Here is a 24,632-nt window from a genome sequence, read left to right as displayed (position 1 = left end):
CTGTCTACCCCTGCTTCCTTGCACGCTGCTGCTGGCGCTTGAGGCTCTCGAGCTGCTTCTTCGCGCGGTCCTGGGCCGCCTCCACCGGCGCGGCGCCCGAGGCGGGCTCCTGTCGCAGGTAGCGCGCCAGGGCGCTGATGGTCGGGTGCTCCAGCAGCTTCAGCAGCTGCACGTCCTGCCCCAGTGCCGCCTTGAGCTGCGTGTGCACCTGCACCATCAGCAACGAGTGCCCGCCCAGGTCGAAGAAGTTGTCGTGCACGCCCACCTGCTCGACCTTGAGCACCTTCCGCCACACCTCGGCGATCTGCTGCTCCAGCTGGCTCTGCGGCGCCACGAAGGCGGTGCGCGAGGTCCGGGCCGCGGTGGGCGCGGGCAGCGCCTTGCGGTCCACCTTGCCGTTGGGCGTCAGCGGCAGGGCCGCCAGCTCCACCACCAGCGACGGCACCATGTGCTCCGGCAGCCGCAGCGCCACTGCGTCGCGCAGGGCCGTCGCGTCCACCGGCTGGCCCTCACGCGCGACGACGTAGGCCACCAGGCGCACGTCGCCCGGGTCGTCCTCGCGCGCCACCACCACCGCCTCGCGCACCGCGGGCTGAGCGGTGAGCACGGCCTCGATTTCACCCGCTTCGATTCGGAAGCCGCGCACCTTGAGCTGGTAGTCGACGCGGCCCAGGAACTCCACCGTGCCGTCCTCGCGCCACCGCGCCCGGTCTCCCGTGCGGTACAGCCGCGCGCCCGGCTCCTTCGAGAACGGGTCCGGCACGAAGCGCTCCGCCGTCAGCTCCGGCCGCGCCAGGTAGCCGCGCACCACGCCCGCGCCGCCGATGTACAGCTCACCGGGCACGCCCACCGGCACCGGCCGCAGCTTCGCGTCCACCACGTAGAACTGCGTGCGCGAGAAGGGCGTGCCGATGGACGCCACCGGCCCGGCCTCCTGCTTCACGTCCTGCGTGGAGGACCATATGGTGGTCTCCGTGGGGCCGTACATGTTGAGCAGCGCGGAGCCCTCCGGCAGCCCCTGCCGCAGCGACGCGGCCAGGGAGGAGGGCAGGGCCTCGCCGCCCACCATCAGCCGGCGCACGCCGCCCAGCGCCTCGGCGGACTCGGCGTCGGCGAGCAGCGCGCGCGCCAGCGACGGCGTGCATTGGAGATGTGTCACCGCGTGCTCGCGCAGCTGGAGGGGAATGGGGCGCGCGCCACCGGAGCGGCGGCTGTCCCTGTCACTCCGGGCCTTCACCTCGTTGAGCAGCGGCAGGCTCGCCAGCACGGTGTCGGCGGGGATGCCGAAGTCGATGAGGCAGCCCACCTCGTCCACGCCGGACGCCTTGAGCTTCTCCACCTGGTCGCGCACGGAGCGCGGCGTGCCGAACAGGCCGCTCGTCTCGAAGTAGCGGTCGAAGGCGTGCGCGGCCAGCCGGTCCAGGTCCGCCTCGGTGAAGGCGGCGGACTTCATGTCCAGCCCCAGCGTGCCCGCCAGGCCGCGCATGAGGTCCGCGGAGCTCTTGAGGTAGTTCTTGAAGGGCTGCTCCACCACCGCGCGCACCTTGCCGGCGTCCTCGCCGATGAAGGTGTGCAGCATGAGGGTGACGTGGCCGTCGCCCGGGTGCCCCGCCGCGCGCCAGGCGTCGCGGTAGAGCGTCAGCTTCTTCTCCAGGTCCTCCCACGTCTGCCCCAGCAGGTGGGTGAGGACGTGGCAGCCCAGCTGCCCCGCGCTGACGAAGGTGTCCGGGTTGCCCGCGGCGGTGAGCCACACGGGCAGCTCCGCCTGGAGGGGCTTCGGCCGCAGCGTCACGTCCACCTGCGTGCCCGCGCCGCCCGGCAGGCGCACCGTCTCGCCGCGCCACAGCCGCCGCACCGTGTCCAGGCCGGACAGCATCAGCTCGCGGCGCTGCTCGTAGCGCTCCGGGGCGAAGACGAAGTCGTTGGCGTGCCACCCGGATGCGACGGAGATGCCCACGCGGCCCCGGGAGAGGTTGTCCACCAGCGCCCACTCCTCGGCCACGCGCACCGGGTGGTGCAGCGGCAGCACCACGCTGCCGGCGCGGATGCCCACGCGCTCGGTGACGGCGGCGATGGCCGCGCCCGCGACGGAGGGGTTGGGGTACAGGCCGCCGAACGCGTGGAAGTGGCGCTCCGGCGTCCACACCGCCGCGAAGCCGTTCTTGTCCGCGAACTTCGCGCCCTCCAGCAGCAGCCGGTAGCGGTTGCCGCCCGCGTCGTCCGCGTCATCCGCGAAGTAGAAGAGGCTGAACTCCGCCGGCTTGCGGCGCGCGGCGGACACGCGGGCCGGGGCCTTGAGCAGCGCGCCCTCGCCCTGCACGACGACCTTGAAGCCGCGCGTGAGCGTCCACAGCAGCTCCAGCACGGAGATGTCGAAGGAGATGCTGGTGACGGCCAGCCACGAGCCCGCGGGCTGATTGCCCACCCGCGCGTCCATGGCCGTGAAGAAGTTGGCCACGCCGCCGTGGGGCACCATGACGCCCTTGGGCCGTCCCGTGGAGCCGGAGGTGTAGATGACGTACGCGAGGTTCGCCGGGCCGGTGCCGGAGGGCGGAGGCCCATCGCTCGACACCGCACCGGGCGCATCCGGCCCGTCCAGCAGCACGGTGCGCGCACGGCCCGCGGGCACGGTGCCGTCCAGGTGCGACTCGGTGAGCAGCACCGCCGCGCCAGAGTCCTCCAGCATGTACGCCAGGCGCTCGCGCGGGTAGTCCGGGTCCAGCGGCACGTACGCGCCGCCGGCCTTGAGCACGCCCAGCATCGCCACCACCATCCGCGCGGAGCGCTCCACGCAGAGGCCCACGCGCACCTCGGGGCCCACGCCCAGGCCGCGCAGGTGCCACGCCAGCGCGTCGCTCCGCCGGTCCAGCTCCGTGTAGCTCAGCGTCTCGTCGTCACCGGCCACGGCCACCGCGTCCGGCGTGCGTGCGGCCTGGGCCCGGAACTGCGCGTGGATGCAGAGGGCCGCGTCCTCGGGAGCGGGCGGGGTGAGGTCGTTCCAGTCCACCAGCAGCCGGCGCGTCTCGCCCTCGGTGAGCAGGGGCAGGTCCTCCACGCGGGCGTCCGGCGCGTCCACCACCGCGCGCAGCAGCGTCTCCAGGTGGCCCGCCAGCCGCGCGGGCGTGGAGGGCGCGAAGAGGTCGGTGCGGTACTCCAGCGCGCCCGTCAGGCCGTCCGGCGTCTCCACCAGGGAGAGCTGGAGGTCGAACTTCGAGGTGCCCTCCACCGCGCCATCCGGCACCGGCAGCACCGGCTTCCACTCCATGCCCGGCACCGCCAGGTCCGTGGGCGGGGGCACCTCCAGCAGGAGGCTCGTCTGGAACAGCGGGTTGTCCGCGCCACGGGCCACGCGGGCCGCGCCCACCACTTCCTCGAAGGGCAGGTCCGCGTGGGCCAGCGCCTCGTGGAAGGTGCGGCGCGTGCGGGCCAGCAGCTCGCGGAAGGTGGGCTGGCCGGACACGTCGCCGCGCAGCACCAGCGTGTGCGCGAAGAAGCCGACCACGTCCCGCAGCTCCGGCCGGTCGCGCTGGGCCACCACCGTGCCCAGGCCGAAGTCCTCCTGCCCGCTGTAGCGGTTCAGCAGCGCCGTCCAGGCCGCCGCCAGGGTGACGAAGAGGGTGCAGCCCTCACGACGGCCCAGCGCGCGCAGGTTCTCCACCAGCGGGCGGGGCAGGGTGAGCCGGTGCACCGCGCCCTGGAAGCCGGGCTCCTTCGGGCGAGGGAAGTCGGTGGGCAGCTCCAGCCGGGGCAGGCCCGCCAGCCGCTGCGCCCAGTACGCGCGCTGCCCGTCCAGCAGCGAGCCCAGCCCCTGCTGCCAGCGCGCGAAGTCCGCGTAGTGCAGCGTGGGCGAGGGCAGGGTGACGGCCGCGCCAGCCACGGCCGCGCGGTAGAGGGCCGCCAGCTCATGGGCCAGCACGCCGATGGACCAGCCGTCCGTGACGATGTGGTGCTGCGTCATCAGCAGCACGTGCTCCTCGTCCCGCAGCGCCACCAGCGCCGCGCGCGTCAGCGGGCCCTCCGCCAGGTTGAAGGGCTCGCGCGCCTGGGCCAGCGACAGCCGGTGCAGCTCGGCCTGCCGTGCGTCGGGCGCCAGCGCGCGCAGGTCCGACTTCGGCAGCTCCAGGGCCATGGAGGGCCGCGGCGCCCGGCGAGGCTGGCCGTCCGCCTCCGGGAAGGCGGTGCGCAGCACCGGGTGGCGCTCCACCAGCGCGTTCAGGCTCGTGCGCAGCGCGGCCTCGTCCAGCGGGCCGGTGAGGTGGAGCTGGAAGTGGACGTTGTAGAGCGGGGTCTCCGGGACCAGCCGGTCCAGGAACCACAGCCGCAGCTGGCCGGAGGACAGCGGCGCCTCCGCGTCCGCGGGGCCGGCCACCAGCGGGGGCGCGACCAGCGCGGACACCGGGCGCACGCCCTTCCACGTCTCCAGCAGGTGCGCGGCGGCCGCGCCCAGCGTCGGGCTCTGCCACAGGAAGGCCGCCGGGAGCTGGACGCCCAGCCCCGACTCCAGCTGGCCGTGCAGCTCCAGCACCATCAGCGAGTCCAGGCCCAGGCCCGCCAGGTCCGTGTCTCCGGCCAGCGTCGCCGCGTCCACGCGCAGCACCCGCGCCACCGCATTGCGGAGGAAGCGCTCCATCACGCCCGCGCGCTCCGCCTCGGACGCCGTCGCGAGCTGCTCCTTCAAGGGCACCGCCGGCTCCGTCACCGCCGGGGCCTCGGCCGTCACTACCGACGCCTCCACCACCTCCAGCTCACCGGCCAGGTACGCCGCCCGAGTCGCCCGCCGCTGAATCTTCCCGCTGGACGTCTTGGGGATGCTGCGCGCCTGGAGCAGCACCACGCCGTGCGCGTGCACCGAGTGCTCCTCCGCCAGCGCGCCTCGCACGGCCTCCACCACGGCGGCCGCGTCGAAGCCGTCGCGCATGTCCACCTCGGCCGCCACCACCAGGCGCTCCTCGCCCTCCACGTCCACGCTGAAGGCCGCGCAGCAGCCCGGCCTCACCGCGCGGTGGGCGCGCTCCGTCGCCAGCTCCAGGTCCTGGGGATACAGGTTGCGGCCGCGGATGATGAGCAGGTCCTTGAGCCGGCCGGTGACGAACAGCTCACCGTCCGCGTTCACGAAGCCCAGGTCACCCGTGCGCAGGTACGGCCCCTCGCCCGAGGCCAGCCGCGCGTCGAAGGCGTGCGCCGTCTCCTCCGGCCGCGCCCAGTACCCCTGCGCCACGCTGGGGCCGGACACCCAGATTTCGCCCACCGCGTGTGTCGCGCACGGCACGCGCGTCTCCGGGTGCACGATGAGCATCCGCTGGTCCAACGCGCTGCGGCCGGCGCCCACCAGCGTCCGCGCCTTCGGCCCTTCGTCCTGGTCCGACGCGTCCACGGCCCTGCCGTGCTCCAGCGCCTCCGCGTCGAAGCGCCCTTGCACGACGGGCTCGCCCTGGGTGCCACCGGTGACGATGAGCGTGGCCTCCGCCAGGCCGTAGCAGGGGTAGAAGGCCGTGGACTTGAAGCCGCACGGGGCGAAGGCGTCCGCGAAGCGCTCCAGCGTCTCGCGCCGCACCGGCTCCGCGCCGTTGAATGCCAGCGCCCAGCTGCTCAGGTCCAGCCGCTCGCGGTCCGCGTCCGTGGCCTTCCGTACGCACAAGTCGTACGCGAAGTTGGGACCGCCGCTGCACGTGGCCTTGAAGTGCGAAATCGCCTCCAGCCACCGCAGCGGCCGCTGCAGGAAGGCGATGGGCGACATCAGCGTGCACGGGAAGCCCAGGTACATGGGCTGCAGCACCTTCCCGATGAGCCCCATGTCGTGGAACATCGGCAGCCAGCCCATGCCCGACGAGCGCGAGGCCTCGAGGTTGAAGCCCCGGGTGATGAGCGCCTCGTTGTGCAGGATGTTGCCGTGGCTCACCATCACCCCCTTGGGGTTTCCGGTGGAGCCCGACGTGTACTGGAGGAAGGCAATCCCGTTCGTGTCCGTCTCCGGCAGCTTCCAGTCCGCCGCGCGGGCCTCGGGCACCGCGTCGCTCGCCAGCCACTGCAGCTCACCCAGCTCCGGCGCCTGCGGCTTGAACAGCTCCGACATCTCCAGGATGAAGCTGGTGGTGAGCACGTACTTCGCGCCGCTGTCCTGGGCGATGGCGCGCAGGCGGGGCAGGGTGCGCTCCAGCCGCGTCGGATCCGGTGGGTAGCACGGCACCGCCACCACGCCGCCATAGAGACAACCCATGAAGCCGGCGACGAACTCCATACCCGGAGGGTAGAGCAGCAGCGCCCGCTCACCCGCCGCGCCCGACTCGCGCAGCAGTGCGCCCAGCGCCCGGGCCCGCGTGTCCAGGCGCGTGTAGCTCCACTCCTCCACGCCGCCGTCCACGTCGCCCGTCTCCAGGAAGCGGTAGAGCAGCGCGTCGCCCTTCCGGTCCGCGCGGTACCGCAGCAGCTCCACGAGCGTGGGAAATTCGCTGGCCGCCTTCTCGTTCCGGTCACTCATGCGTGCTCCCCGCCTCTGGCTCGCAAGGCTGTGCGTCAGGCCCGGACGGAGGGCGTCGCCCGGATGGCCCATTCACTTCATGCATGCAGGTAGCGACTTCGTCCGGACCGGACCGCTGCAGCCGCGGTCAACGCCTCCCGGCGTCCAAGACCGCCGCAGCCACGCTTCCGTGCGAACCTGGCGCCGAGCCCCAGAGGGCCCCGCGCGCAAGAGACGCCGTTGTAGCGGGCGACCGCGTCAGCAGGAAGATAGGTCGAAGTTGAACCATGCCCGGTGCTTTCATCCCTTGTTTTCTGAGGAATGTCTAGTCAGCCAGGAAGCACTGTAAGGGGCTGTATTGCATGGAGGTCTGACCTCCTCGCCACCCTGCGCGGCCCTTCACGAAACCCACCAGGTTCCCGCGAATCCTGGCTCACCTGGAGCAGGGAGGCTGCCCGCGAGGGGCAGCCTCCGCGCGAACCGGGCCGGATCAGCGCGCCGACGTCCGGAGCGCCTCGCGCTCCTTGGCCTCGTAGAGCGCCTGGATGTTGGCGCCGCCGAAGCCGCGCGCGGCCTGACGCTGGATGACCTCGAAGAAGAGGGTGCGCCGCGCATGCTGCGTGCGGGTGAAGACCTGCAGCAGGTGGCCCCACGCGTCGCGGTCCATGAGGATGTTGCGCTCCTGCAGCGCGTCCCGGCGGAAGCCGGCCAGGTCGCCCAGCCGCGTCTCCAGCCCCTCGTAGTAGCCCGGCGGCGCGTCCAGGATCTTCATGCCGCCGCGGGCCAGCGCGTCCACCGAGCGGACGATGTCGGGCGCCAGGAACGCCAGGTGCTGCACGCCCGAGCCGCCGTGCGCCGCGAGGAAGTCCTCGAGCTGCCCACGTCGCGTGCCGGTGTACGGCTCCTGCATCGGGAAGCAGATGCGCCCGCCGGCCGTCTGCACCACCCGCGAGTTCATCCCGCTGTACTCCGTGCGCACGTTCTCCTCGTGCGTCTGCTCGAAGCCCAGCACGTCCCGGTAGAAGGCCACCGAGGGCAGCAGCGTGCCGCGCTCCAGGCACAGCGCCACGTGGTCCAGCGCGGTGAACAGCTCCTCCGTCCCCGTCGGGACCGACTCCAGCGGCAGGTACACGTCCGGCAGGAAGCCGCTGCCGCCGTCGCGCTGGATGAACGAGTGCACCAGGTCACCCGGGCCGGCGATGGTTGCCTTCACCACCCGGCCACCCGCGCCCTCGTACGTCACCGGCTCCTGCACCGCCTTCGCGCCCCGGCGCACCGCCTCGCGGAAGGCCCCGGCCGCGTCGGGCGTGGAGAACGCCACGTCCTTCACCCCGTCGCCGTGCACGCGCACGTACTCCGCCACCGGGCCTTCAGAACCGAGCGCGGAGGTGACCACCACCCGCGAGCTGCCCTGCTTCAGGACGATGGACCGCCGCCCCTCGAGCCCGCTCTCCGGCGCTGCCTGCGCCACCATGCGGAAGCCCAGCGCATGGCAGAAGAAGTAGGCCGACAGCATGGCGTCGCCCACGTACAGCTCCACATGATCCACGCTCGTGAATTCCACCGGAGGACCCCTTGTCGTGTTGGCGTGGCCGTCCATCGTGCTATGGGGCCGCGAGATTATCTGCCAGTGAAAAGGCTGATACATCCCCTAGCATGAATCACGGGTCTGACGGGAGCGTCGTATATTCCAGTTGAAATTTTATAATCCTGGAATTCCGCCTCAGGCGGAAGCGGCAGTGTTTACGGGTGGTTGCATCGAGGTCGCCACCAGCCGCCCTGCCTCGAGCTTCAGCACCCGGTCCGCCATCCCGAAGTATCGGTCATCATGGCTGATGACAAATACCAGTTTTCCCCGGCTTCTCAGCTCAGGGAGCAGCTCCCGGTAGAAGAGCTCACGAAACACCGGGTCCTGGTCGGCGGCCCACTCGTCGAAGATGTAGACGGGCCGGTCCTCCAGGTACGCGGTCAGCAGGGCCAGCCGCTTGCGCTGCCCCTGGGACAGCTTCGTGGTGGAGAGCCGGTCGCCCTCGAGCCGCACCTTGCGGTCCAGGTGGAGCTTGGCGAGGTACGTGCGCGCGCGCTCCAGCAGCTCCGGGCGGCCCAGGCCCAGCAGCCGGTCGAAGAGGTGGAAGTCGTAGAAGACGGCGGTGAAGAGCTGCCGGTACGCGGCGCGCGTCTCGTTCACCACCGGCACGCCGTCCACGCGAATCTCTCCGGCCTCGGGCACGTAGAGGCCGGTGAAGAGCTTGGCCAGGGTGGTCTTCCCGCTGCCGTTGCCGCCCACCAGGAAGACCAGCTCGCCCCGCCGCAGCGTCAGGTCTATCGGGCCGAGGGTGAAGTGGCCGTCCTCGTGCTCGCGGTAGTAGCTGTGGGTGATGCCGGCCAGCTCGAGGGTCTCGAAGGTGGGGTTGGCGGGCACGTTCTCCGGGACGATTTCCCGGGCGTCCTCCAATGAGAGCCCGAGCTTCTCCAGCTTCCGGATGGCCACCTGGCTGCGCGCGAGGTGGGGAATCTGCGTCGCCAGGCCGTCCAGGGGCTGCTGGACGTAGAGCACCACCAGCGTGTAGCCGACGAGCGTGGCCATATCGACGTCGAAGAAGCGCGGCACGCCGAAGAGGACCGCGCCGATGACGGCCACGATCATGAAGTTGCCCCAGTTGGCGCTGAGGATGAACAGGTTGTTGGAGGAGATCATCGACTCGGACACGGCCTCGGCCGTGGGCCTGAGCTCGGTGCCCATGAAGGCCGTCCTCCGGGCATGGTGGAGCCTCAGCTCCTTCGTCCCCTCGATGAGCGTGCGGAAGCCGGCGAAGAGCTGGTCGTTCTGCTCGCGGCGCCGCTCGAGCTGGCCGAAGGCCTTGCGCATGGGCAGCACCACGGTGACGCCCACCAGGGCCAGCACGCCGAGCATCAGCGCCAGCACGGGCCCGGACAGGTACGCGAGGTACGCCAGGCAGCCGGCGATGGTCGCCACGCTGATGAGGACGTAGGGCGCCAGGGAGATGGACGTGCTGATGACGAGGATGTCGTCGGTGAGCGACGACAGGATGCGGTGCGGGCCCGCCTCCTCCATCTTCCGCAGCGGCGCGCGGAGGATGCGCTCGCACAGCTCCATCCGCAGGTCCTGCACCACGCGCTGCTGCAGCACGTTGAGCTGGATCTGCGACAGCAGCCGCGTCACCAGGACGGCCACCGCCATCGCCGCGAACTTCGGGAGCAGCCGGAAGGCCTCCTCGGGGCTGCTGGAGGTAATCGCCTCGTTGGTGATGGCGATGAGCGCCGCGCCGCAGCCACCCGCGAGCAGGCCCAGCAGCAGTGAGGTGATGATGGGAAGCTTGGACTTCCGGAACAGCAGCGCGAGCAGGGTCAAGGCGTCTCCCGGAGACCGGGGAGCCCGGTTGGCGCGGGCTCCGAGCGCCGTCATATGTCATCGCCGTTCGCGGCGGTACCCCGTGCCTCAGGAGTCGGGCTCCATGCCGGGACGCGGCTGGCACCCCGAGTGTGGCTCGCGGTGGAGCGCGTCAGGAGAACGGAGCGGAATGCGGGGAGGGCGGTGACAGCTTCCGTGGGGACGCGGATACTCCGGTCCATGCGCCTGCTCTCCCATCTCGCCACCGGCCTCGTGCTCCTGCTGGGGACCGCCTGGATCGCGCTCGCCCTCTCACTGACGGGCGCGGGCGCGGAAGGGTCGCACCCGGTGCGGGCGCTGCTGGCGCTGGTGCTGGCCGGCGCGGCGGTGGTGGTGTGGCGCAAGGGCTCGCGGCGCGGAGCGGTGGCGGTGGTGGTGGCGGGCTGCGCGGCGGTGTTCGGGTGGATGCAGACGGTGAAGCCTTCGGGTGAGCGCGACTGGGCGCCGGACCTGGCGCGCGCGGCGCGGGCGGAGGTGGACGGCCCTCGCGTGACGATTCACGACGTGCGCGACTTCCGCTACCGCAGCACCACGGACTGGGACGCGTCCTGGTACTCGGCGACGTACGACACGCGCGAGCTGACGGGCGCGTGGTTCATCGTGGAGCCGTTCTCCGGCTTCTATGGCGCGGCGCACACCATGGTGAGCTTCGGCTTCTCGGACGGGCGCTATGTCGTCTTCTCCGTGGAGGTGCGGCGCGAGAAGGGGGAGACGTTCTCCGCCGTGGGTGGCCTGTTCCGCCAGTTCGAGCTCATCTACGTCGTGGGCGACGAGCGCGACCTGGTGCAGCTGCGCTCCAACCACCGCAAGGACGACGTCTACCTGTACCCGGTGGACGCGTCGAAGGAGCGCATCGTCTCCTTCTTCCTGGACATGGTGGCGCGGATGAACGCGCTGCACGCGCGGCCGGAGTTCTACGACACGCTCACCAGCAACTGCACCACCAACCTGGTGCGCCACGTCGAGAAGGTGAGCGACGTGGACGTGCCGTACGACCACCGGACGCTGCTGCCGGCCTACTCGGATGCGCTGGCGTACGAGCTGGGTCTCATCGAGAAGGACGCGCCGCTGGAGGTCGTCCGCGCGAGGCACCACATCAACGCGCGCGCGCTTGCAGCGGAGGGCCGGCCGGACTTCTCCCGGGCCATCCGCGGGCTCGCGGCCACGGCGGACTCAGCCCCCTGAGGCTGTGGCCGGCGCCGGCCCCGCCTTCAGGTGCTTGTCGTAGTGCTGCTGGAGCGCGAGGAAGTAGCCGCGCTCCTCCCACAGCTCCGCGAGCAGCCGGTCCGTCAGCGACTTCACCTCGGCGCTCTGCTCCGCGTCGGGCGTGCGGGGGCCGGGGTTCTTCGGGCTGAAGAAGGCGCGGGTGGCCTCAGCCATCAGCACGCGGCTGCTGGCGAAGAGCCGGCGGAGGATTTGATTCACCGGGCGGGCGTCCACCTCCGCGCAGGCGGCGACGATGGCGTCGTGGATGCGCCGGGGCATGTCGCCCGCGAGCGAGCCGGCGTCCACGTCTCCCCGCTCCACGGCGTGGGTGAGCAGGTAGCCGTGGTGCAGGGACAGGGACGCCATGTCCACGCAGTCCTTGATCCACAGCACGAAGAAGACCTTCCGGAAGATCTTCTGCACGGGGAAGAGCACCACGCTCTTGAGCAGGCTCATCACCCGGCCGCCCATCGTCTGGCTCACGTGCGAGCCGGCCAGCAGCTCCACCGCCCGGGCCGGCGCGGGCAGGCCGTGCTCCCGGAGGATGGTGCGGACCATGCCCTCGCGCGTCTGGCGCAGGGCGTAGTCGTCCAGGAAGGGCACCGGGATGAGCGGCGTCAGGCCGGAGGCGACGGCGAGAAACGCCACCCGGCCCATCAATGGCGGCAGGTCGCTGGCGGCGGCGGGACGGGGCTTCGGCTCGGGCATACCCCCTCCATATGCCAATCCCGGCCCGCCATTGCATGCACTGGAGGGCCGTGCTGGCGGCTCCCAGGACGTCCGAGCACGGCGGCCCCGCCTGGCCCCCGGACTTGACGCCGGAAGGGGGTGTTTTTATATAACCATATGGATATAAATCCGATGACTCATGGAGGCGCGGCCGGGAGCCGCCTGGATGCGATTTTCGCCGCGCTCGCGGACCCGACCCGGCGGGCCATCCTCGCCCGGCTCGCGGCGGGGGAGGCGTCGGTGAACGAGCTGGCGGAGCCGTTCGCGATGAGCCAGCCCGCCATCTCCAAGCACCTCAAGGTGCTGGAGCGCGCCGGCCTGATTTCGGGCGGCCGCGATGCGCAGCGCCGGCCCCGCCGACTGGAGGCCGCCCCGCTCGCGGAGGCCAACGAGTGGCTGGAGCGCTACCGCGAGTTCTGGGAAGCCACCTTCCAGCGCCTCGACGCCGTGCTCGATGACATGAAGGCCGAAGAGGAGGGACGCGAAGCTCCCCGGCGCGGCAGGAAGAAGAAGCCCTGAGCGGCCTCAGCCCTTGCGGAGCCCGTGCACGTGCGGCAGCCGCGGTGGCAGGAAGCAGAAGCCCTGAGCGGCGCGCGGCCTCAGCCCTTGCGGAGCCCGCGCACGTGCGGAAGCAACAGTGAGTAGAGCGTGCTCATCACCGGCGTGGGCACGCCGCGGGCCTTGCCCCGCCGGGACACCGTGCCCTGGAGGTACTCCACCTCCAGCGGCTTGCCGCCCTCGAGGTCCACCATCATCGACGGGCGCATGTCGTCCTGCAGCCCTTCCATGAACTTCCGCACGTCCTCGGGGCGGGTGGTGGTGACGACGCCCTCGGCGGCGGCCACGCGGAGCACCTCGGCGGCGGCCTCCTGGAACATCTCGCGGAAGGGGCCGGCCTCCCGCAGCGGCCCCAGGGGCAGGCGGGCCGCGGTGCAGAAGCCGGACATGGCCGCGAGGAAGGCGAGCTTCTCCCAGAGCGGCGCTCGCGCGTCGGCCACCGCCTCCACGTTCAGCCCCGCGCCCGCCAGCACGTCGCGCAGCGCCTGCACACGCGGGGACACGCGGGACGTGTCGCCGAACACCTCGCCCAGCACGATGCGGTGGTACTTGCCCGTCTGCGAGATGACGCCCGGCTCGCTGATGGCGGTGGAGATGTACGTCGTGCCGCCGATGACCGGTGCCTCGCCCACCACGGCGGCCACCTCGCCGGGGCTGTCCACGCCATTCTGCAGCGTGAGGATGGCGGCGGTGGTGCCGCCCAGGGCGGGCGTGTCCGACGCGGCGGCGAGCGTCTTCACCGTGGGCAGCACGGAGGCGACGTCGTAGTTCTTCACCGCCAGGACGACCACGTCCACCGGGCCCACGCGGGCGGGGTCCTCCTCGGCGCGCACGGGGACGGTGAAGTCTCCCTCGATGCTTCGGATGGAGAGGCCCTTCTCACGCATGGCTCTCAGATGAGCGCCCCGGGCGAGGAACGTCACCTGCTGGCCGGCGCGCACCAGCCGCGCGCCGTAGTACCCACCGACTCCTCCCGAACCCACGATGGCGAATCGCATGGCGCGGAAGATAACCGGGCGCTCCCGCGGCGGCAGGACTCAATCCCGCCGCGCGGGGGGACGGCCGCCGGGCTCAGTGCACCCGGGCCACCGGCACCACCACCTCTTCGGGAGGCAGCTGCCAGGCCGGCGCGTCCATCGCCGGGGACACCGCGGGGGCCGGCTGACGGCTGTTGGCGACGAAGGCCGCCGCGCTCTCCGGGCTCCCACAGGCAGCGAGGATGCGCTCCGGAACCATGAAGGCACTGACGAAGGCGTCCGCGACGCGCTGCTCCTGGCTGCCGGCGACCAGCACGTCGACGACGTGCGGAGGCGGCGGCTGGAGCAGGGCATTGGTCCAGTGCGTCGCCGGGGCGGCGGCCGCCCACGTCTTCGTCTCCGCGTCGCGGCAGAAGGCCTCGTCGAACGGACGGTCCATGCCCACGGCGTCGAGGATGCTCGCCGCCAGCGCGAAGGCGGAGGCCGACGCCGCGTTGGCGCCCTGGCCGGCGACCGGGTCGTTCGTCACGTGCGTGTCGCCCACGGCCATGACACAGCGGCCGTTGGCCAGCCGTGCCCAGCCCTGGCGGACCATGGGGGTGAGGCTGCCCTGCAGCCAGTCCATGGGCCCCAGCACGCCGAACTGCTCCGGCTCCACGCGCTCGAAGGTGGTGGGCGCGAAGCGGCGCAGCCGGTCCATCAGCAGCGCCTCGAAGGCGCGCGGGTCCGCGTCGTAGCGCTGCTGGCCGAGCACCGCCAGCTCCCCCTCGGGCAGCGCCTCGATGAGGATGCTCGGCACGCGGCCGTAGCGGGTGATGACCTGAGCCTCGAAGATTTCACCATGGCCCGGCACCAGGTTCGCAATCATGCTGATGGGCTCCTGCATGTGCACGCCCTTGAGCAGGGCGGCGAACAGCAGGCGGGCCGGCTTCGTGTGCGGCGACAGCTCCGGGATGCGCGGGAAGAGCGACGTCAGCCCGTTGCGGCCGGTGGCCACCACCACCAGGTCATGCCGGAGCGTCACCGCCTCCAGCACCGCGACGTCCACGGGCAGCACCTCCAGCCGGCCCCCGCGCGCCACGAAGTCCTCCGCCAGCCTCGGCTGGTACAGGCGGTAGTCCACGAAGATGGTGGACGAGTCCAGCCGGCCCCGCAGCCCGAACGGCTGCGGCCCGTTCACGTGGATGCCCACGGAGTGCAGGTCCGCGTGCGGCCCGCTCCAGTGGTCCACGCCCAGCTCGCGCTCCCGGTTCCGGGTGGGCGAGTGGTGCGCCACCGTGTTGAGCAGCCGCCCGGTGCGCAGCTTCGCCGGGTCCTGCTCCGCGTACAGCGTCACGGGGATGCCGTGGGACAGCAGCTTCAAGCCCAGGTGCAGGCCGGCCGTGCCGGCGCCGATGATGCCGATGCTCGCCATGTGACTCTCCTTCCGTGCCCGGCAGGCCAGCGGCCGTGTCGGGTTGGACCCCCCCCAAGGGGACATGGGGTGCCCCGGACTTTTCCCGGAACGCTGGGCTCCATAGCACAATACGGGTGGAGAACTTCAAATGGGTCGTACTAATTTTTTGAGAATCTGCGCACGACTCCAGATTTCCTACTGCGACGGACGGTGTGGGTCCGGGTTGGGTGGACGTGGCGGAAGGCCCTACAGTCGGGGGCGATGAGTGTGTCCCTGGACTTGATTCTGGAAGTGGGAGACCTCGCGGACACGTCCGCGGACGCGGTGCTCTACAAGTACGCGCAGCGGCTCTACGGGGCGGCGGGCGCGGCGGCGAAGCGGCTGGAGCGGGTGGGCATTCCCGCCTCGGAGGTGGAGGTGCTCCCGGGGCAGTACCGCCTGGTGGAGACGCGCGGGGGACTGGCAGCGCCCCTGGCGCTCTTCCTGGGCACGGTGCGCCTGGGCGACTTCGGCTACCACGAAATCCGCCAGTTCTCCGTGCGCGCGCTGAAGGCCCTGGAGTCACACACGGCGCTGAAGCACGTGGCCGGCACGGTGCACGGGCCGAACTACGGGCTGGACGAGGACGAGGCGGCGCTCGCGTTCGTCGGTGGACTCGTGGAGGCCTTCCAGCGGGGCACGGGGCCGCAGGGCCTGGAGCGCTTCACGGTGGTGGAGGTGGACGCGCGGCGCGCTGCGCGGCTGCGCAAGGCGATGGAGCGGGGGCTCGTCGGCACGCCCGGGGTGACGGCGCTGCCGGGCGGCAACGGCTTCCGGGTGCAGCGGATGAGCGCCGTCGTGCAGGCGCCGCCCATGGCCACGGCGGGCACGGTGTCCTTGGAGAAGCCGCACGCCTTCGTGGCCATGCCCTTCGCGCCGGAGCTGGAGGACACCTACCACTACGGCATCCTCGGGCCTGTGAAGACGGCGGGCCTGCTGTGCGAGCGCGTGGACCAGGCGGTGTTCGACGGGCCCATCATCCAGCGCATCCGCGAGCGCATCGACACGGCGAAGGTGGTCATCGCCGACCTGTCCATGGCCAACCCCAACGTGTACCTGGAGGTCGGCTATGCGTGGGGCCGCGGGCGGCCGTGCATCCTCATGGTGCGCGACGTGAGGGAGCTGCGCTTCGACGTCGCCTCCTACCGCTGCATCGTCTACAAGAGCATCCGCGAGCTGGAGACGCTGCTCGCGCGAGAGCTGGAGCGGCTGGCCTGACGCCGCTCACCAGCCCCGTGCCGCCACGCTCCACGTGGCGTGCGGGGCCCCGCTGCGCAGCACGTGCAGCCGCTCGTGCAGGTTGACGGAGGTGCAGACGTGGTTGGGCACCACGCGCACGCGCTCTCCCACGCGGGGGCGCCACGCCGTGCCGGACACGTCCAGCAGGCCGTGCTCCTCCGACACGCCGCGCACCACCACCTCCGGCCTGTCCAGCAGGGCGCCGTAGCCCCCGGCGGGGTCCACGCCTTCCTCCTTGGCCAGGGCCTTGGAGCCGGCGTCGATGACGACCTGTCCGGGGACGGCGGTGCTCACCACGGTGGCGAGCACGGAGTACGCACACTCCGTCCACGCGCACGCGCCCAGGGCGGCGGAGTTGCGGTCGTTGAACACGTTGACGCCGGGCCGTATCTCCGTGAGCCCGGCCACCTCGTGCGAGCGCCACAGCGTGGGCGTGGAGCCGCCGCTCACCTGTGGAGGCTTCAGGCCGGCGGCGGCCAGCGCCGTCACGAAGGTGCCCACGCGTGAGGCCTGCTCGCGCAGCACCGGGCCCTGCTCGGCCACGGGCGTGCGCACGTGCCCGGCGTAGAAGGTGATGCCCTCGTAGCGCACGCCCTCGGTGTCAGCCACCGCGCGAGCCAGGGCCACAGCCTCCTCGGGGGCCTGGAGGCCCACGCGGCGCATGCCCATGTCCAGCTCCACCAGCACGCCCACGGTGCGGCCCGCGTCGCGCGCGGCCCGGCCCAGTCCGTCCAGCGCCTCGCGCGAGTCGAGCGCGACGGTGACGCGGACGTGGCGGGGCAGGGCCATCAGGCGCGCGAGCCGCTGGGGGCCCACGGGCGGGTAGGCCACCAGCACGTCGTCCGCGACGGAGGCCATGACCTCGGCCTCGTGGAGCGTGGCCACGGTGGCGCCGGCCGCGCCGGCCCGCAGCTGCAGGGCGGTGAGCTCCACCGTCTTGTGCGTCTTGGTGTGGGGGCGCCAGCGCAGGCCGTGCTCGCGCGTATAGGCCGCCACGCGCTGGAGGTTCGCCTCCACGCGGTCCAGGTCCACGATGGCGGCCGGAGTGACGAGCGAATCCAGGGATGGAAGGTCCATGCCGCGCATGGTGGCACCCGACGCGCGGTGGCTCCAGCGTCAACGCCCGTGCTCGCGACCTCCTGCGGAATGGTACACACCCGGCTCCAGCGCGCCGGCCGGGACTTCTCCCTGCGGGGGCGTGCCACCCATCCGAGGGCTCCATGCCAGCCACTCCCATCATGACCCTGCGCGCGCTCAACCGGGCCACGCTCGCGCGACAGCTGCTGCTGGAGCGCGAGAAGCTCCCCCTCCTCAAGGCCGTCGAGCGGCTCGTGGCGCTCCAGGCCCAGCAGGCGAAGCCGCCCTTCCTCGGCCTCTGGTCCCGCGTCGAGGGCTTCGAGCGCGAGGCGCTCCTGCGGCTGCTGCAGCGCCGCGAGGTCGTCCGCGCCACGCTGATGCGCGGCACGCTGCACCTGCTGAGCGCGAAGGACTACGTGAAGCTGCGGGCCCTCTTCGCGCCGCTGCTGGAGGCCTCGGTGCACGCCATCCTCCGCGAGCGCGCGAAGGGCCTGGACATCGCGCCCCTGGTCCAGGAAGCGCGCGAGTACCTGCTGGAGGAGCCTCGCACCTTCGAGGAGGTGCGCGACTACCTGGTGGAGCGCCACCCGAAGACGGACGAGCGCGCCATGGGCTTCGTGGTGCGGATGTACCTGCCGCTCATCCAGGTGCCCACCGACGCCGAGTGGGGCTACCCGGGCACCACGGACTTCGCCGTGGCGGAGTCCTGGCTGGGTGAGCCGCTGGGCACCGACGGGACGCCGGAGGCGCTGGTGCTGCGCTACCTCGCGGCCTTCGGCCCGGCGACGGTGGCGGACGCGCAGACGTGGACCGGCCTCAAGGGCCTCAAGGACGTGGTGGCGTCGCTGATGCCGAAGCTGCTCACCCTGCGCGACGAGAAGGGGCGCGAGCTGTTCGATTTGCCGAAGGCGCCCCGGCCTCCCGAGGACACGCCCGCGCCCGTGCGCTTCCTGCCCGAGTTCGACAGCCTCATCCTCGGACACGAGGACCGCACGCGGCTGGTGGCGGACGAGTACCGCTCCCGGCTCATCACGAAGAACCTGCGCATCCCCGCCACGTTCCTGGTGGACGGCCTCGTCACCGGCACGTGGAAGGTGGAGCGGAAGAAGGCCACGGCGACGCTCGTCGTCGAGCCCTTCGCGCCGCTGGGCAAGAAGCTGCGCGACGCGCTGGTGGGGGAAGGGGAGGGCCTGCTGCGCTTCGCCGAGCCCGACGCCCGCGCCTTTGAGGTCCGCTTCGCCTGAGTGGCCGGGCCGGGGGCTGCGCAAGTGCCCGCCATGCCTGGGCTTTCCTCCAGACGCATTGCGGTGCGGGAGGGCAGGGACTAGTTATGGGCCTCATACGCCGAATCCCGCTGTCAGCGGGAGCGGGGGACCCAGGTTCGTTGGGGCGAGTCGCTCGAGGTCGAGCGTAGGGCAGGTTCTCTCAGCCCGAGTCCGTCAGCTAACCCCGCAGGCGTCGAGGAGAACGCAATGTCTTCCGACCCTGGCAGTTCCGGGCCGGGCTCGCCGTCGTCCGCGAGCTCGGCTGCTCCCGCTTCACCCCGTCCTCCCTCCGGTGGCCATGCGGCCGTCAGGGGCCGGGAGCCCCTCTCCCGCCTGGCACCGCTCGCCCTGGGCGCGCTCGGCATCGTCTACGGCGACATCGGCACCAGCCCGCTGTACGCGCTGCGCGACTGCTTCAGCGGCGAGCACGGCATCGCTCCCACTCCCGACAACGTGCTGGGGGTGCTCAGCCTCGTCTTCTGGAGCCTGCTCATCGTCATCTCGGTGAAGTACCTCGCCTTCGTGATGAAGGCGGACAACCGGGGGGAGGGCGGCATCCTCGCCCTGCTGGCGCTGGTGCTGCATCGACGCGGGAGCCCTGGTGGCGAGGCGGGCGGCGGGGCGCGACGCATGGTGCTGCTGACGCTGGGCCTCTTCGGCGCCGCGCTGCTCTACGGCGACGGCATCATCACCCCGGCCGTCTCGGTGCTGTCGGCGGTGGAGGGGCTCGCGGTGGCCACCCCGCTCTTCACGCCCTACGTGGTGCCCATCGCGCTGGTCATCCTGCTCGCGCTCTTCCTGGTGCAGCACAAGGGCACGGGGGGCATCGGCCGGGTGTTCGGCCCCTTGATGGTGGCCTGGTTCGTGACGCTCGCGGTGCTGGGCGTGCACGAGCTGGTGAAGAACCCTTCGGTGCTGCAGGCCGTGCTGCCCACGCACGCGGTGCGCTTCTTCGCGCACAACGGCTGGCACGGCTTCCTGGTGCTGGGCGCGGTGTTCCTCGTGGTAACGGGCGGCGAGGCGCTCTACGCGGACATGGGCCACTTCGGCTACCGGCCCATCCGCCTGGCCTGGTTCGTCCTGGTGCTGCCGGCGCTCCTGCTCAACTACTTCGGGCAGGGGGCGCTGCTCTTGCGCGAGCCCGGCGTCGCCAGCAATCCCTTCTTCCACCTGGCCCCGGACTGGGCCCTCTACCCGCTGGTGGGGCTGGCCACGGCGGCCACCGTCATCGCCTCCCAGGCGCTCATCTCCGGCGTCTTCAGCCTCACCCGGCAGGCCATCCAGCTGGGCTACTGGCCCCGGCTGGAGGTGGTGCACACCTCGGCGTCGGAGCAGGGGCAGATCTACCTGCCCGGAGTGAATCTCGCGCTGCTGCTGGGTGTGGTGGCGGTGGTGCTGGGCTTCCGCTCCTCGCTCGCGCTCACGGCGGCGTACGGCATCGCGGTGACGGCGACCATGGCCATCACCACGTGCCTCGCCTACGTGGTGGCGCGCGAGCGCTGGGGCGTGCGGCGCTCGCTCGCGCTGCCCGTGGCCGCCGCGTTCCTCGCCATCGACCTGGGCTTCTTCGGCGCCAACATCGTCAAGGTGGCGCACGGCGGCTGGCTGCCGCTCTCGCTGGGCGTCGTCCTCTTCACCCTGATGACGACGTGGAAGCGAGGCCGCGAGCTGCTGGCGGAGAAGCTGCGCACGGGCGCGCTCGGGCTGAGGGACTTGCTGGAGAGCTTCGGGGACACCGGGCCCCGCCGGGTGCCAGGGACGGCCATCTTCATGACGGGCAACTCGGACCTCGCGCCCACCGCGTTGCTTCACAACCTGAAGCACAACAAGGTGCTGCACGAGCAGACCCTGTTCCTCACCATCCTCACCGAGGACGTGCCACACGTGCCCTCCGCCGAGCGGGTGACGGTGGAGGACCTGTCCCAGGGCTTCCGCCGCATCGTCGCGCGCTACGGCTTCATGGAGGACCCGTCGATTCCCGACATCCTCAAGCGTTGCCGCGAGGCGGGCCTGCCCTTCAACGTCATGAGCACCAGCTTCTTCCTCGGCCGGGAGACGCTCATCCCCAGCAAGAAGCCCGGCATGGCGCTGTGGCGCGAGGTGCTCTTCACCTGGATGAGCCGCAACGCGCGCAGCGCCACCTCGTACTTCCGGATTCCCCCCAACCGCGTCGTCGAGCTGGGGGCCCAGGTGGAGCTGTAGGCCGGCCACCGCGCCCACACGAAGCCCGCCGCGAACACGGTGTCCCCGTGTCCACGGCGGGCGGAGTGCCCTTGCGTCAGGGCTCGTGCGTCACTGGGGAGGCGGCGCGCTGACCTTCTTCGCCGGCGGCCGGTACTTCATGCCCAGCTCGTTGAAGACGAAGGAGTAGACGTCCACCTCCTCCTCGATGCGGGCGTTGAGCGGGGTGCCGGCGCCATGGCCGGTCTCCGCGTTGGCGCGCAGGAGGACGGGGCGCTTGGAGGTGGTGGCCTCCTGCATCCGGGCCACCATCTTCCGCGAGTGGAACGGGTCCACGCGCGGGTCATTGGCGCCAGAGGTGAACAGCACGGACGGGTACTGCGTGCCGTCCTTCACGTTGTGGAAGGGCGAGTACGCGCGCAGCGCCTTGAACTGCTCGGGGTCCTTCACCGTGCCGTACTCGGTGATGTTGAACTGCCCGTTGGGCGTCAGCTCCACCCGCAGCATGTCGTAGATGCCCACGCGCGCCACGACGGCGCCGTACATCTCTGGGTGCTGGGTGACGGCCGCGCCCATCAGCAGGCCGCCGTTGCTGCCGCCCTGGATGGCCAGCTTCTTCGGCTGCGTGTACTTCTGGTCCACCAGCAGCTTCGCGGCGGCGTAGAAGTCGTCGAAGACGTTCTGCTTCTTCGTCAGCGAGCCCTCGGCGTGCCACTTCTCGCCGAACTCCGAGCCGCCGCGCAGGTTGGCCACCGCGTACACGCCGCCCTGCTCCAGCCACAGGCCCGTCAGCGCGCTGAAGCCCGGGGAGATGGAGACGTTGAAGCCGCCGTAGCCGGTGAGCAGCGCCGGGTTCTTGCCGTCCAGCTTCGTGCCCTTCTTCTTCAGGATGGTGACCGGCACCTTGGTGCCGTCCTTGGACGTGGCCTCGGTGCGCACCACGTCCACGTCGCTCAGGTCCATGGGCGACGTGCGGGCCAGCGCCGTCTTCGTCACCTTGTTGTCCTTGGCGGAGTAGCGGTACCAGGCCATCGGCTGCACGAAGCTGGTGTTGACGAAGAGGATGTCGTCGCCGCCCGCGCTCACCAGCCCGCCCACGGAGGACACCGGCAGCGTGGGCACCAGCCCCAGCACCTGGCCCTTCAGGTCCACCATGCGCACCTGGGACGGGCCGCCGAGCTGCTCGTTCACGTACACCCGCGACTTCGCCGGGAAGATGCCCTGGATGCTGGCCTCGCCCTCGGGCACCAGCACCGTGGCCTTGTCCAGCGTGGGGGTGGCCAGGGGCAGCCGCAGCACCTTGCCGCGCGGCGCGTCCTTGCGGCTCACCAGGTACAGGGCCCCGTCGTGGCCGAAGCGCGCGCGGATGACCTTGTCCTCGAACTTCGACACCTGCGTCCACTGCTTGGAGGGGCCGCGCAGGTACAGCATGAACTCGCCGCCGTCGCCGTTGGCCACCAGCGCGGAGGTGTACTGGCCGTCGTGCGACGTCTCCAGCTCCGTCATCGCGATGCGCGGGAAGTCCTTGCCCAGCGCGTACGTGTCCTTCTCCGTGGGCGTGCCCAACTGGTGGAAGTACACCTGCTGGAAGAAGTCGCGGTCGGCCGCCGGGCGCTCCTCGCCGCGCGGGTAGCGCGTGTAGAAGTAGCCGGTGCCCTCCGCGTTCCACGCGAGGCTGCCACCCGCGGTGCCGCCATTCACCTTGGGCACCACCTCGCCAGGCAGCGCCTTGCCGGTGGCCACGTCGTAGACGGTGACGTCACCGCTCTCCGTGCCGTTCTTCGACAGGGACACCGCCACCTTCTTGCCGTCCAGGGTGGGGACGTACCAGTCGATGGTGGTGTGGCCCGACGGGTCCACCACCATGGGGTCCACCAGCACGCGCTCCTTGGACGTGTCGTCCACCGAGCCCAGCACCACCAGGAAGGCCTGCTGCTTCGGCGGCTGCGACTTCATGGCGAAGAGGGTGCCACCGGCATCCTCCAGCGCGCCGTAGCCCGGCGACTTCCAGGACAGCAGCTCGGAGATGCGCTGGCGCAGGCCCTCGCGGCCGGGCAGCTTGTCCAGGATGGCGCGCGTGTGCGCGTTCTGCGCGTCGTTCCACTGCTGCACCTTCGCGTCGCCGGAGGACTCCAGCCACTGGTACGGGTCCTTCACCTCCGTGCCGTGGTAGGTGTCCACCTTCTCCTGCTTCTCCGTCGCGGGCGCCTTGGCGGCACCCTTGCCCGGGGCCGGCGCGGCCGGCACGGCCAGCGGCAGCATCAGCACCGCCGCCGTCACTGCGGTTGTCAGCTTCAAGCTTCACCTCCAGGGTGAGGTTGGGAAGTCGCGCGCAGCCTGCCACGTCCCCTGCCCACAGGCGCACCTTCCCCGTCATGGGAATGTCGTCCCCGCCCGGGTGTTCGCTCGCGTTCCGGCCGACCGGCTTTCGCGTCCCAGCCGTGGGAATGCGCCGGGCCCATGCGGTTGCCTGGAGCCTCAGCGCAGGGGCAGCTCCACCAGCGCCGCCGCGAAGCGGTCGAAGGCCTCGCTCGAGGGGAGCGCGGTGCCCTCGTCCATGTTGCCCAGCATCAGCGCGAAGACGACGCGCGGGTGCTGGCTGTCACCGGGGCGGTCCACCACGCCCACGAAGCAGCGCTGCCCGGAGAGGGTGCCCGTCTTCGCGCGGATGCGGCCGGCGGTGACGGGGGTGACGGGGCGGGTGGCCAGCGTGCCGTCCTGGCCGGCCACGGGCAGGCTCTCCACCAGCGCGGTGCCGTACGGCTCCCGCAGGCTGGTGAAGAGCACGCGCACCAGCCCGCGCGCGGTAGCCAGGTTGTAGCGGGACAGCCCGCTGCCATCTACCGGGCGCAAGTCCCGGGCGGGGATGCCGCGCCGGGTGAGCTCCTCGCCCAGGGCGGAGCGCAGGGCGGCGTACGTCTCCGCGCCGGTGCGCTCGCGGGTGAAGCGCAGCCCCAGCCGCTCCGCGTAGAGGTTGAGCGACTCCTTGTTGGTGACCTTGACCAGCTCCGACAGGGGCGGGCTGACCAGGGTGACGAGCGGCTCGGGCACGGGCGGGCGCAGCGGGGCGGGGGACTCCAGCGTGTGCGGCAGGCGGGGCACGCCGCGCTTGAGCAGGGCCTCCTCCACGCACGCGGAGAAGAGGACCTGGGGCTCGTCCACGGCCAGCTTCACGGTGGCGGCGCGCGGGCACTGGTTGGCGGGAGAGCGCCACACGCAGCGCACCCCGGGGCCGCCGCGCTGGCGCACGCACGCGACGTTGGTGCGCTCGGCCGTCATGTCCACGCTCACCACCGTGGACAGCGACGCGAAGGCGGGCGTCAGCTGCACGGTGGGAGGCTGCGCGCAGTCCACGCCCTCCGCGCGCGACAGCGACAGGTCCACCACGTTCTCCCGGAACACGAAGCTCGTCGGGGCGGCGCTGTAGGCGTAAGCGGCGTCGTCCCAGGCCCAGCCGGGGCCGAAGGGGAAGTCCGCCTCGTCGGTGCCCCGCACCCGGACGTTTCCGCGCCACTGGCGGATGCCGCGCGCCACCATGGCGTCCGCCACCTGGTCACACGCGAGCGCCGTCTCCGGGAAGCGCCACGAGCCCAGCGAGGGGTCTCCAGCCGCCTCCACCACCACGTCCCCCAGGAAGAGGCCATCCACGTGGGCGCCCTCCAGCGCCACGGGCGTCTGGTAGCGGAAGTCCGCGCCCAGCGCGGACAGCACCGACGCGGTGGACACCACCTTCATGGTGGAGGCGGGCAGCAGCCGCACGTGCTCGCGGTGGTTGAAGAGCGGCTCGCCCGTCACCGCGTCCACGACATAGGCGCTCGCCAGCGCGCCCTCGTCTTCCAGGGTGCCGAAGAGCGACTTCGCCAGCGAGGGGAAGGTGGGCGCGTCCGGACGCTTCGCGCGGGTGCATCCGGCGAGCGGTAGGAGGGCCAGCAGCAAGGGGAGCAGGAGAGCGCGGCGCATCACGCGGCCACGCTACCGCCGCCTCTGGTGCCCTGTCATGCGAACCCGCGAGGGGGCTGGCCGTTCGGTATTCGACCCACCGGCCCGGGAGCGTCCTGGCGGTGCAAGAAGCCCCGCCGGGGTGGCGGTTAGAGTC

14 protein-coding genes and 1 riboswitch are annotated in these 24,632 nt (G+C 71.6%); of the genes, 5 read left to right on the top strand and 9 right to left on the bottom strand.

Annotated features, from left to right (window positions below):
* Nucleotides 1–4: 4 nt before the first annotated feature.
* The 3 genes from LXT23_RS26680 to LXT23_RS26670 form a co-directional block, all read right to left on the bottom strand.
* Nucleotides 5–6,478, bottom strand: coding sequence for a MupA/Atu3671 family FMN-dependent luciferase-like monooxygenase (locus tag LXT23_RS26680; RefSeq protein WP_253983110.1), 6,474 nt, complete (start codon nucleotides 6,476–6,478; stop codon nucleotides 5–7).
* 469 nt (nucleotides 6,479–6,947) lie between these two features.
* The gene (gene hppD / locus LXT23_RS26675) at nucleotides 6,948–8,006 is read right to left on the bottom strand and encodes a 4-hydroxyphenylpyruvate dioxygenase (protein ID WP_253983109.1); all 1,059 of its coding nucleotides are present in this window, start codon (nucleotides 8,004–8,006) and stop codon (nucleotides 6,948–6,950) included.
* A gap of 174 nt (nucleotides 8,007–8,180) precedes the next feature.
* Nucleotides 8,181–9,830 carry a cyclic peptide export ABC transporter gene (locus LXT23_RS26670; RefSeq protein ID WP_253983108.1) on the bottom strand — a complete coding sequence of 550 codons (1,650 nt, stop codon included), beginning with the start codon at nucleotides 9,828–9,830 and terminating at the stop codon, nucleotides 8,181–8,183.
* Nucleotides 9,831–10,049: 219 nt separating this feature from the next.
* Here LXT23_RS26670 and LXT23_RS26665 point away from each other — a divergent pair, with 219 nt between their 5' ends.
* On the top strand, nucleotides 10,050–11,054 hold the full coding sequence (locus LXT23_RS26665; protein ID WP_253983107.1) for an Lnb N-terminal periplasmic domain-containing protein: 1,005 nt from the start codon (nucleotides 10,050–10,052) through the stop codon (nucleotides 11,052–11,054).
* Here the strand turns inward: LXT23_RS26665 and LXT23_RS26660 are convergent.
* Nucleotides 11,043–11,783 (bottom strand): hypothetical protein, encoded by a 741-nt coding sequence (locus tag LXT23_RS26660; RefSeq protein WP_253983106.1) that lies wholly within the window; start codon nucleotides 11,781–11,783, stop codon nucleotides 11,043–11,045. The genes LXT23_RS26665 and LXT23_RS26660 overlap by 12 nt on opposite strands.
* Nucleotides 11,784–11,936: 153 nt before the next feature.
* Between LXT23_RS26660 and LXT23_RS26655 the strand changes: the two genes are divergently transcribed.
* Entirely contained in the window at nucleotides 11,937–12,323 is a 387-nt protein-coding gene (locus LXT23_RS26655) for an ArsR/SmtB family transcription factor (protein ID WP_253983105.1), read from the top strand.
* An 80-nt stretch (nucleotides 12,324–12,403) separates the two neighbouring features.
* Here LXT23_RS26655 and LXT23_RS26650 read toward each other — a convergent pair whose 3' ends face one another.
* Both LXT23_RS26650 and LXT23_RS26645 read right to left on the bottom strand, forming a co-directional pair.
* The gene (locus tag LXT23_RS26650) at nucleotides 12,404–13,360 is read right to left on the bottom strand and encodes a ketopantoate reductase family protein (RefSeq protein WP_253983104.1); all 957 of its coding nucleotides are present in this window, start codon (nucleotides 13,358–13,360) and stop codon (nucleotides 12,404–12,406) included.
* A 73-nt stretch (nucleotides 13,361–13,433) separates the two neighbouring features.
* Entirely contained in the window at nucleotides 13,434–14,753 is a 1,320-nt protein-coding gene (locus LXT23_RS26645) for a styrene monooxygenase/indole monooxygenase family protein (RefSeq protein WP_253983103.1), read from the bottom strand.
* A gap of 243 nt (nucleotides 14,754–14,996) precedes the next feature.
* On the opposite strand from LXT23_RS26645, the gene LXT23_RS26640 reads away from it, so the two are divergent.
* Nucleotides 14,997–15,992 (top strand): nucleoside 2-deoxyribosyltransferase, encoded by a 996-nt coding sequence (locus LXT23_RS26640; RefSeq protein WP_253983102.1) that lies wholly within the window; start codon nucleotides 14,997–14,999, stop codon nucleotides 15,990–15,992.
* Between the two features lie 6 nt (nucleotides 15,993–15,998).
* Here LXT23_RS26640 and LXT23_RS26635 read toward each other — a convergent pair whose 3' ends face one another.
* Nucleotides 15,999–17,090 (bottom strand): alanine racemase, encoded by a 1,092-nt coding sequence (locus LXT23_RS26635; RefSeq protein WP_253983101.1) that lies wholly within the window; start codon nucleotides 17,088–17,090, stop codon nucleotides 15,999–16,001.
* 143 nt (nucleotides 17,091–17,233) lie between these two features.
* Between LXT23_RS26635 and LXT23_RS26630 the strand changes: the two genes are divergently transcribed.
* Together LXT23_RS26630 and LXT23_RS26625 are read left to right on the top strand one after the other, a co-directional pair.
* Entirely contained in the window at nucleotides 17,234–18,334 is a 1,101-nt protein-coding gene (locus LXT23_RS26630; RefSeq protein ID WP_253983100.1) for a winged helix DNA-binding domain-containing protein, read from the top strand.
* An 88-nt stretch (nucleotides 18,335–18,422) separates the two neighbouring features.
* Nucleotides 18,423–18,563: riboswitch (cyclic di-AMP (ydaO/yuaA leader) on the top strand.
* Nucleotides 18,563–20,557, top strand: coding sequence for a potassium transporter Kup (locus LXT23_RS26625; RefSeq protein ID WP_253983099.1), 1,995 nt, complete (start codon nucleotides 18,563–18,565; stop codon nucleotides 20,555–20,557). It overlaps the preceding riboswitch by 1 nt.
* Nucleotides 20,558–20,647: 90 nt before the next feature.
* Here LXT23_RS26625 and LXT23_RS26620 read toward each other — a convergent pair whose 3' ends face one another.
* Both LXT23_RS26620 and dacB read right to left on the bottom strand, forming a co-directional pair.
* Nucleotides 20,648–22,834, bottom strand: a complete 2,187-nt coding sequence (locus LXT23_RS26620; RefSeq protein WP_253983098.1) for a prolyl oligopeptidase family serine peptidase — start codon at nucleotides 22,832–22,834, stop codon at nucleotides 20,648–20,650.
* 180 nt (nucleotides 22,835–23,014) lie between these two features.
* Nucleotides 23,015–24,496 (bottom strand): D-alanyl-D-alanine carboxypeptidase/D-alanyl-D-alanine endopeptidase, encoded by a 1,482-nt coding sequence (gene dacB, locus LXT23_RS26615; RefSeq protein WP_253983097.1) that lies wholly within the window; start codon nucleotides 24,494–24,496, stop codon nucleotides 23,015–23,017.
* Between the last annotated feature and the right edge of the window lie 136 nt (nucleotides 24,497–24,632).

The organism is Pyxidicoccus xibeiensis (assembly GCF_024198175.1).
Lineage (GTDB): Bacteria > Myxococcota > Myxococcia > Myxococcales > Myxococcaceae > Myxococcus > Myxococcus xibeiensis.
The sequence above is the reverse complement of the archived record's forward strand: the minus strand, read 5'-3'. Positions and strand labels throughout refer to the sequence as shown.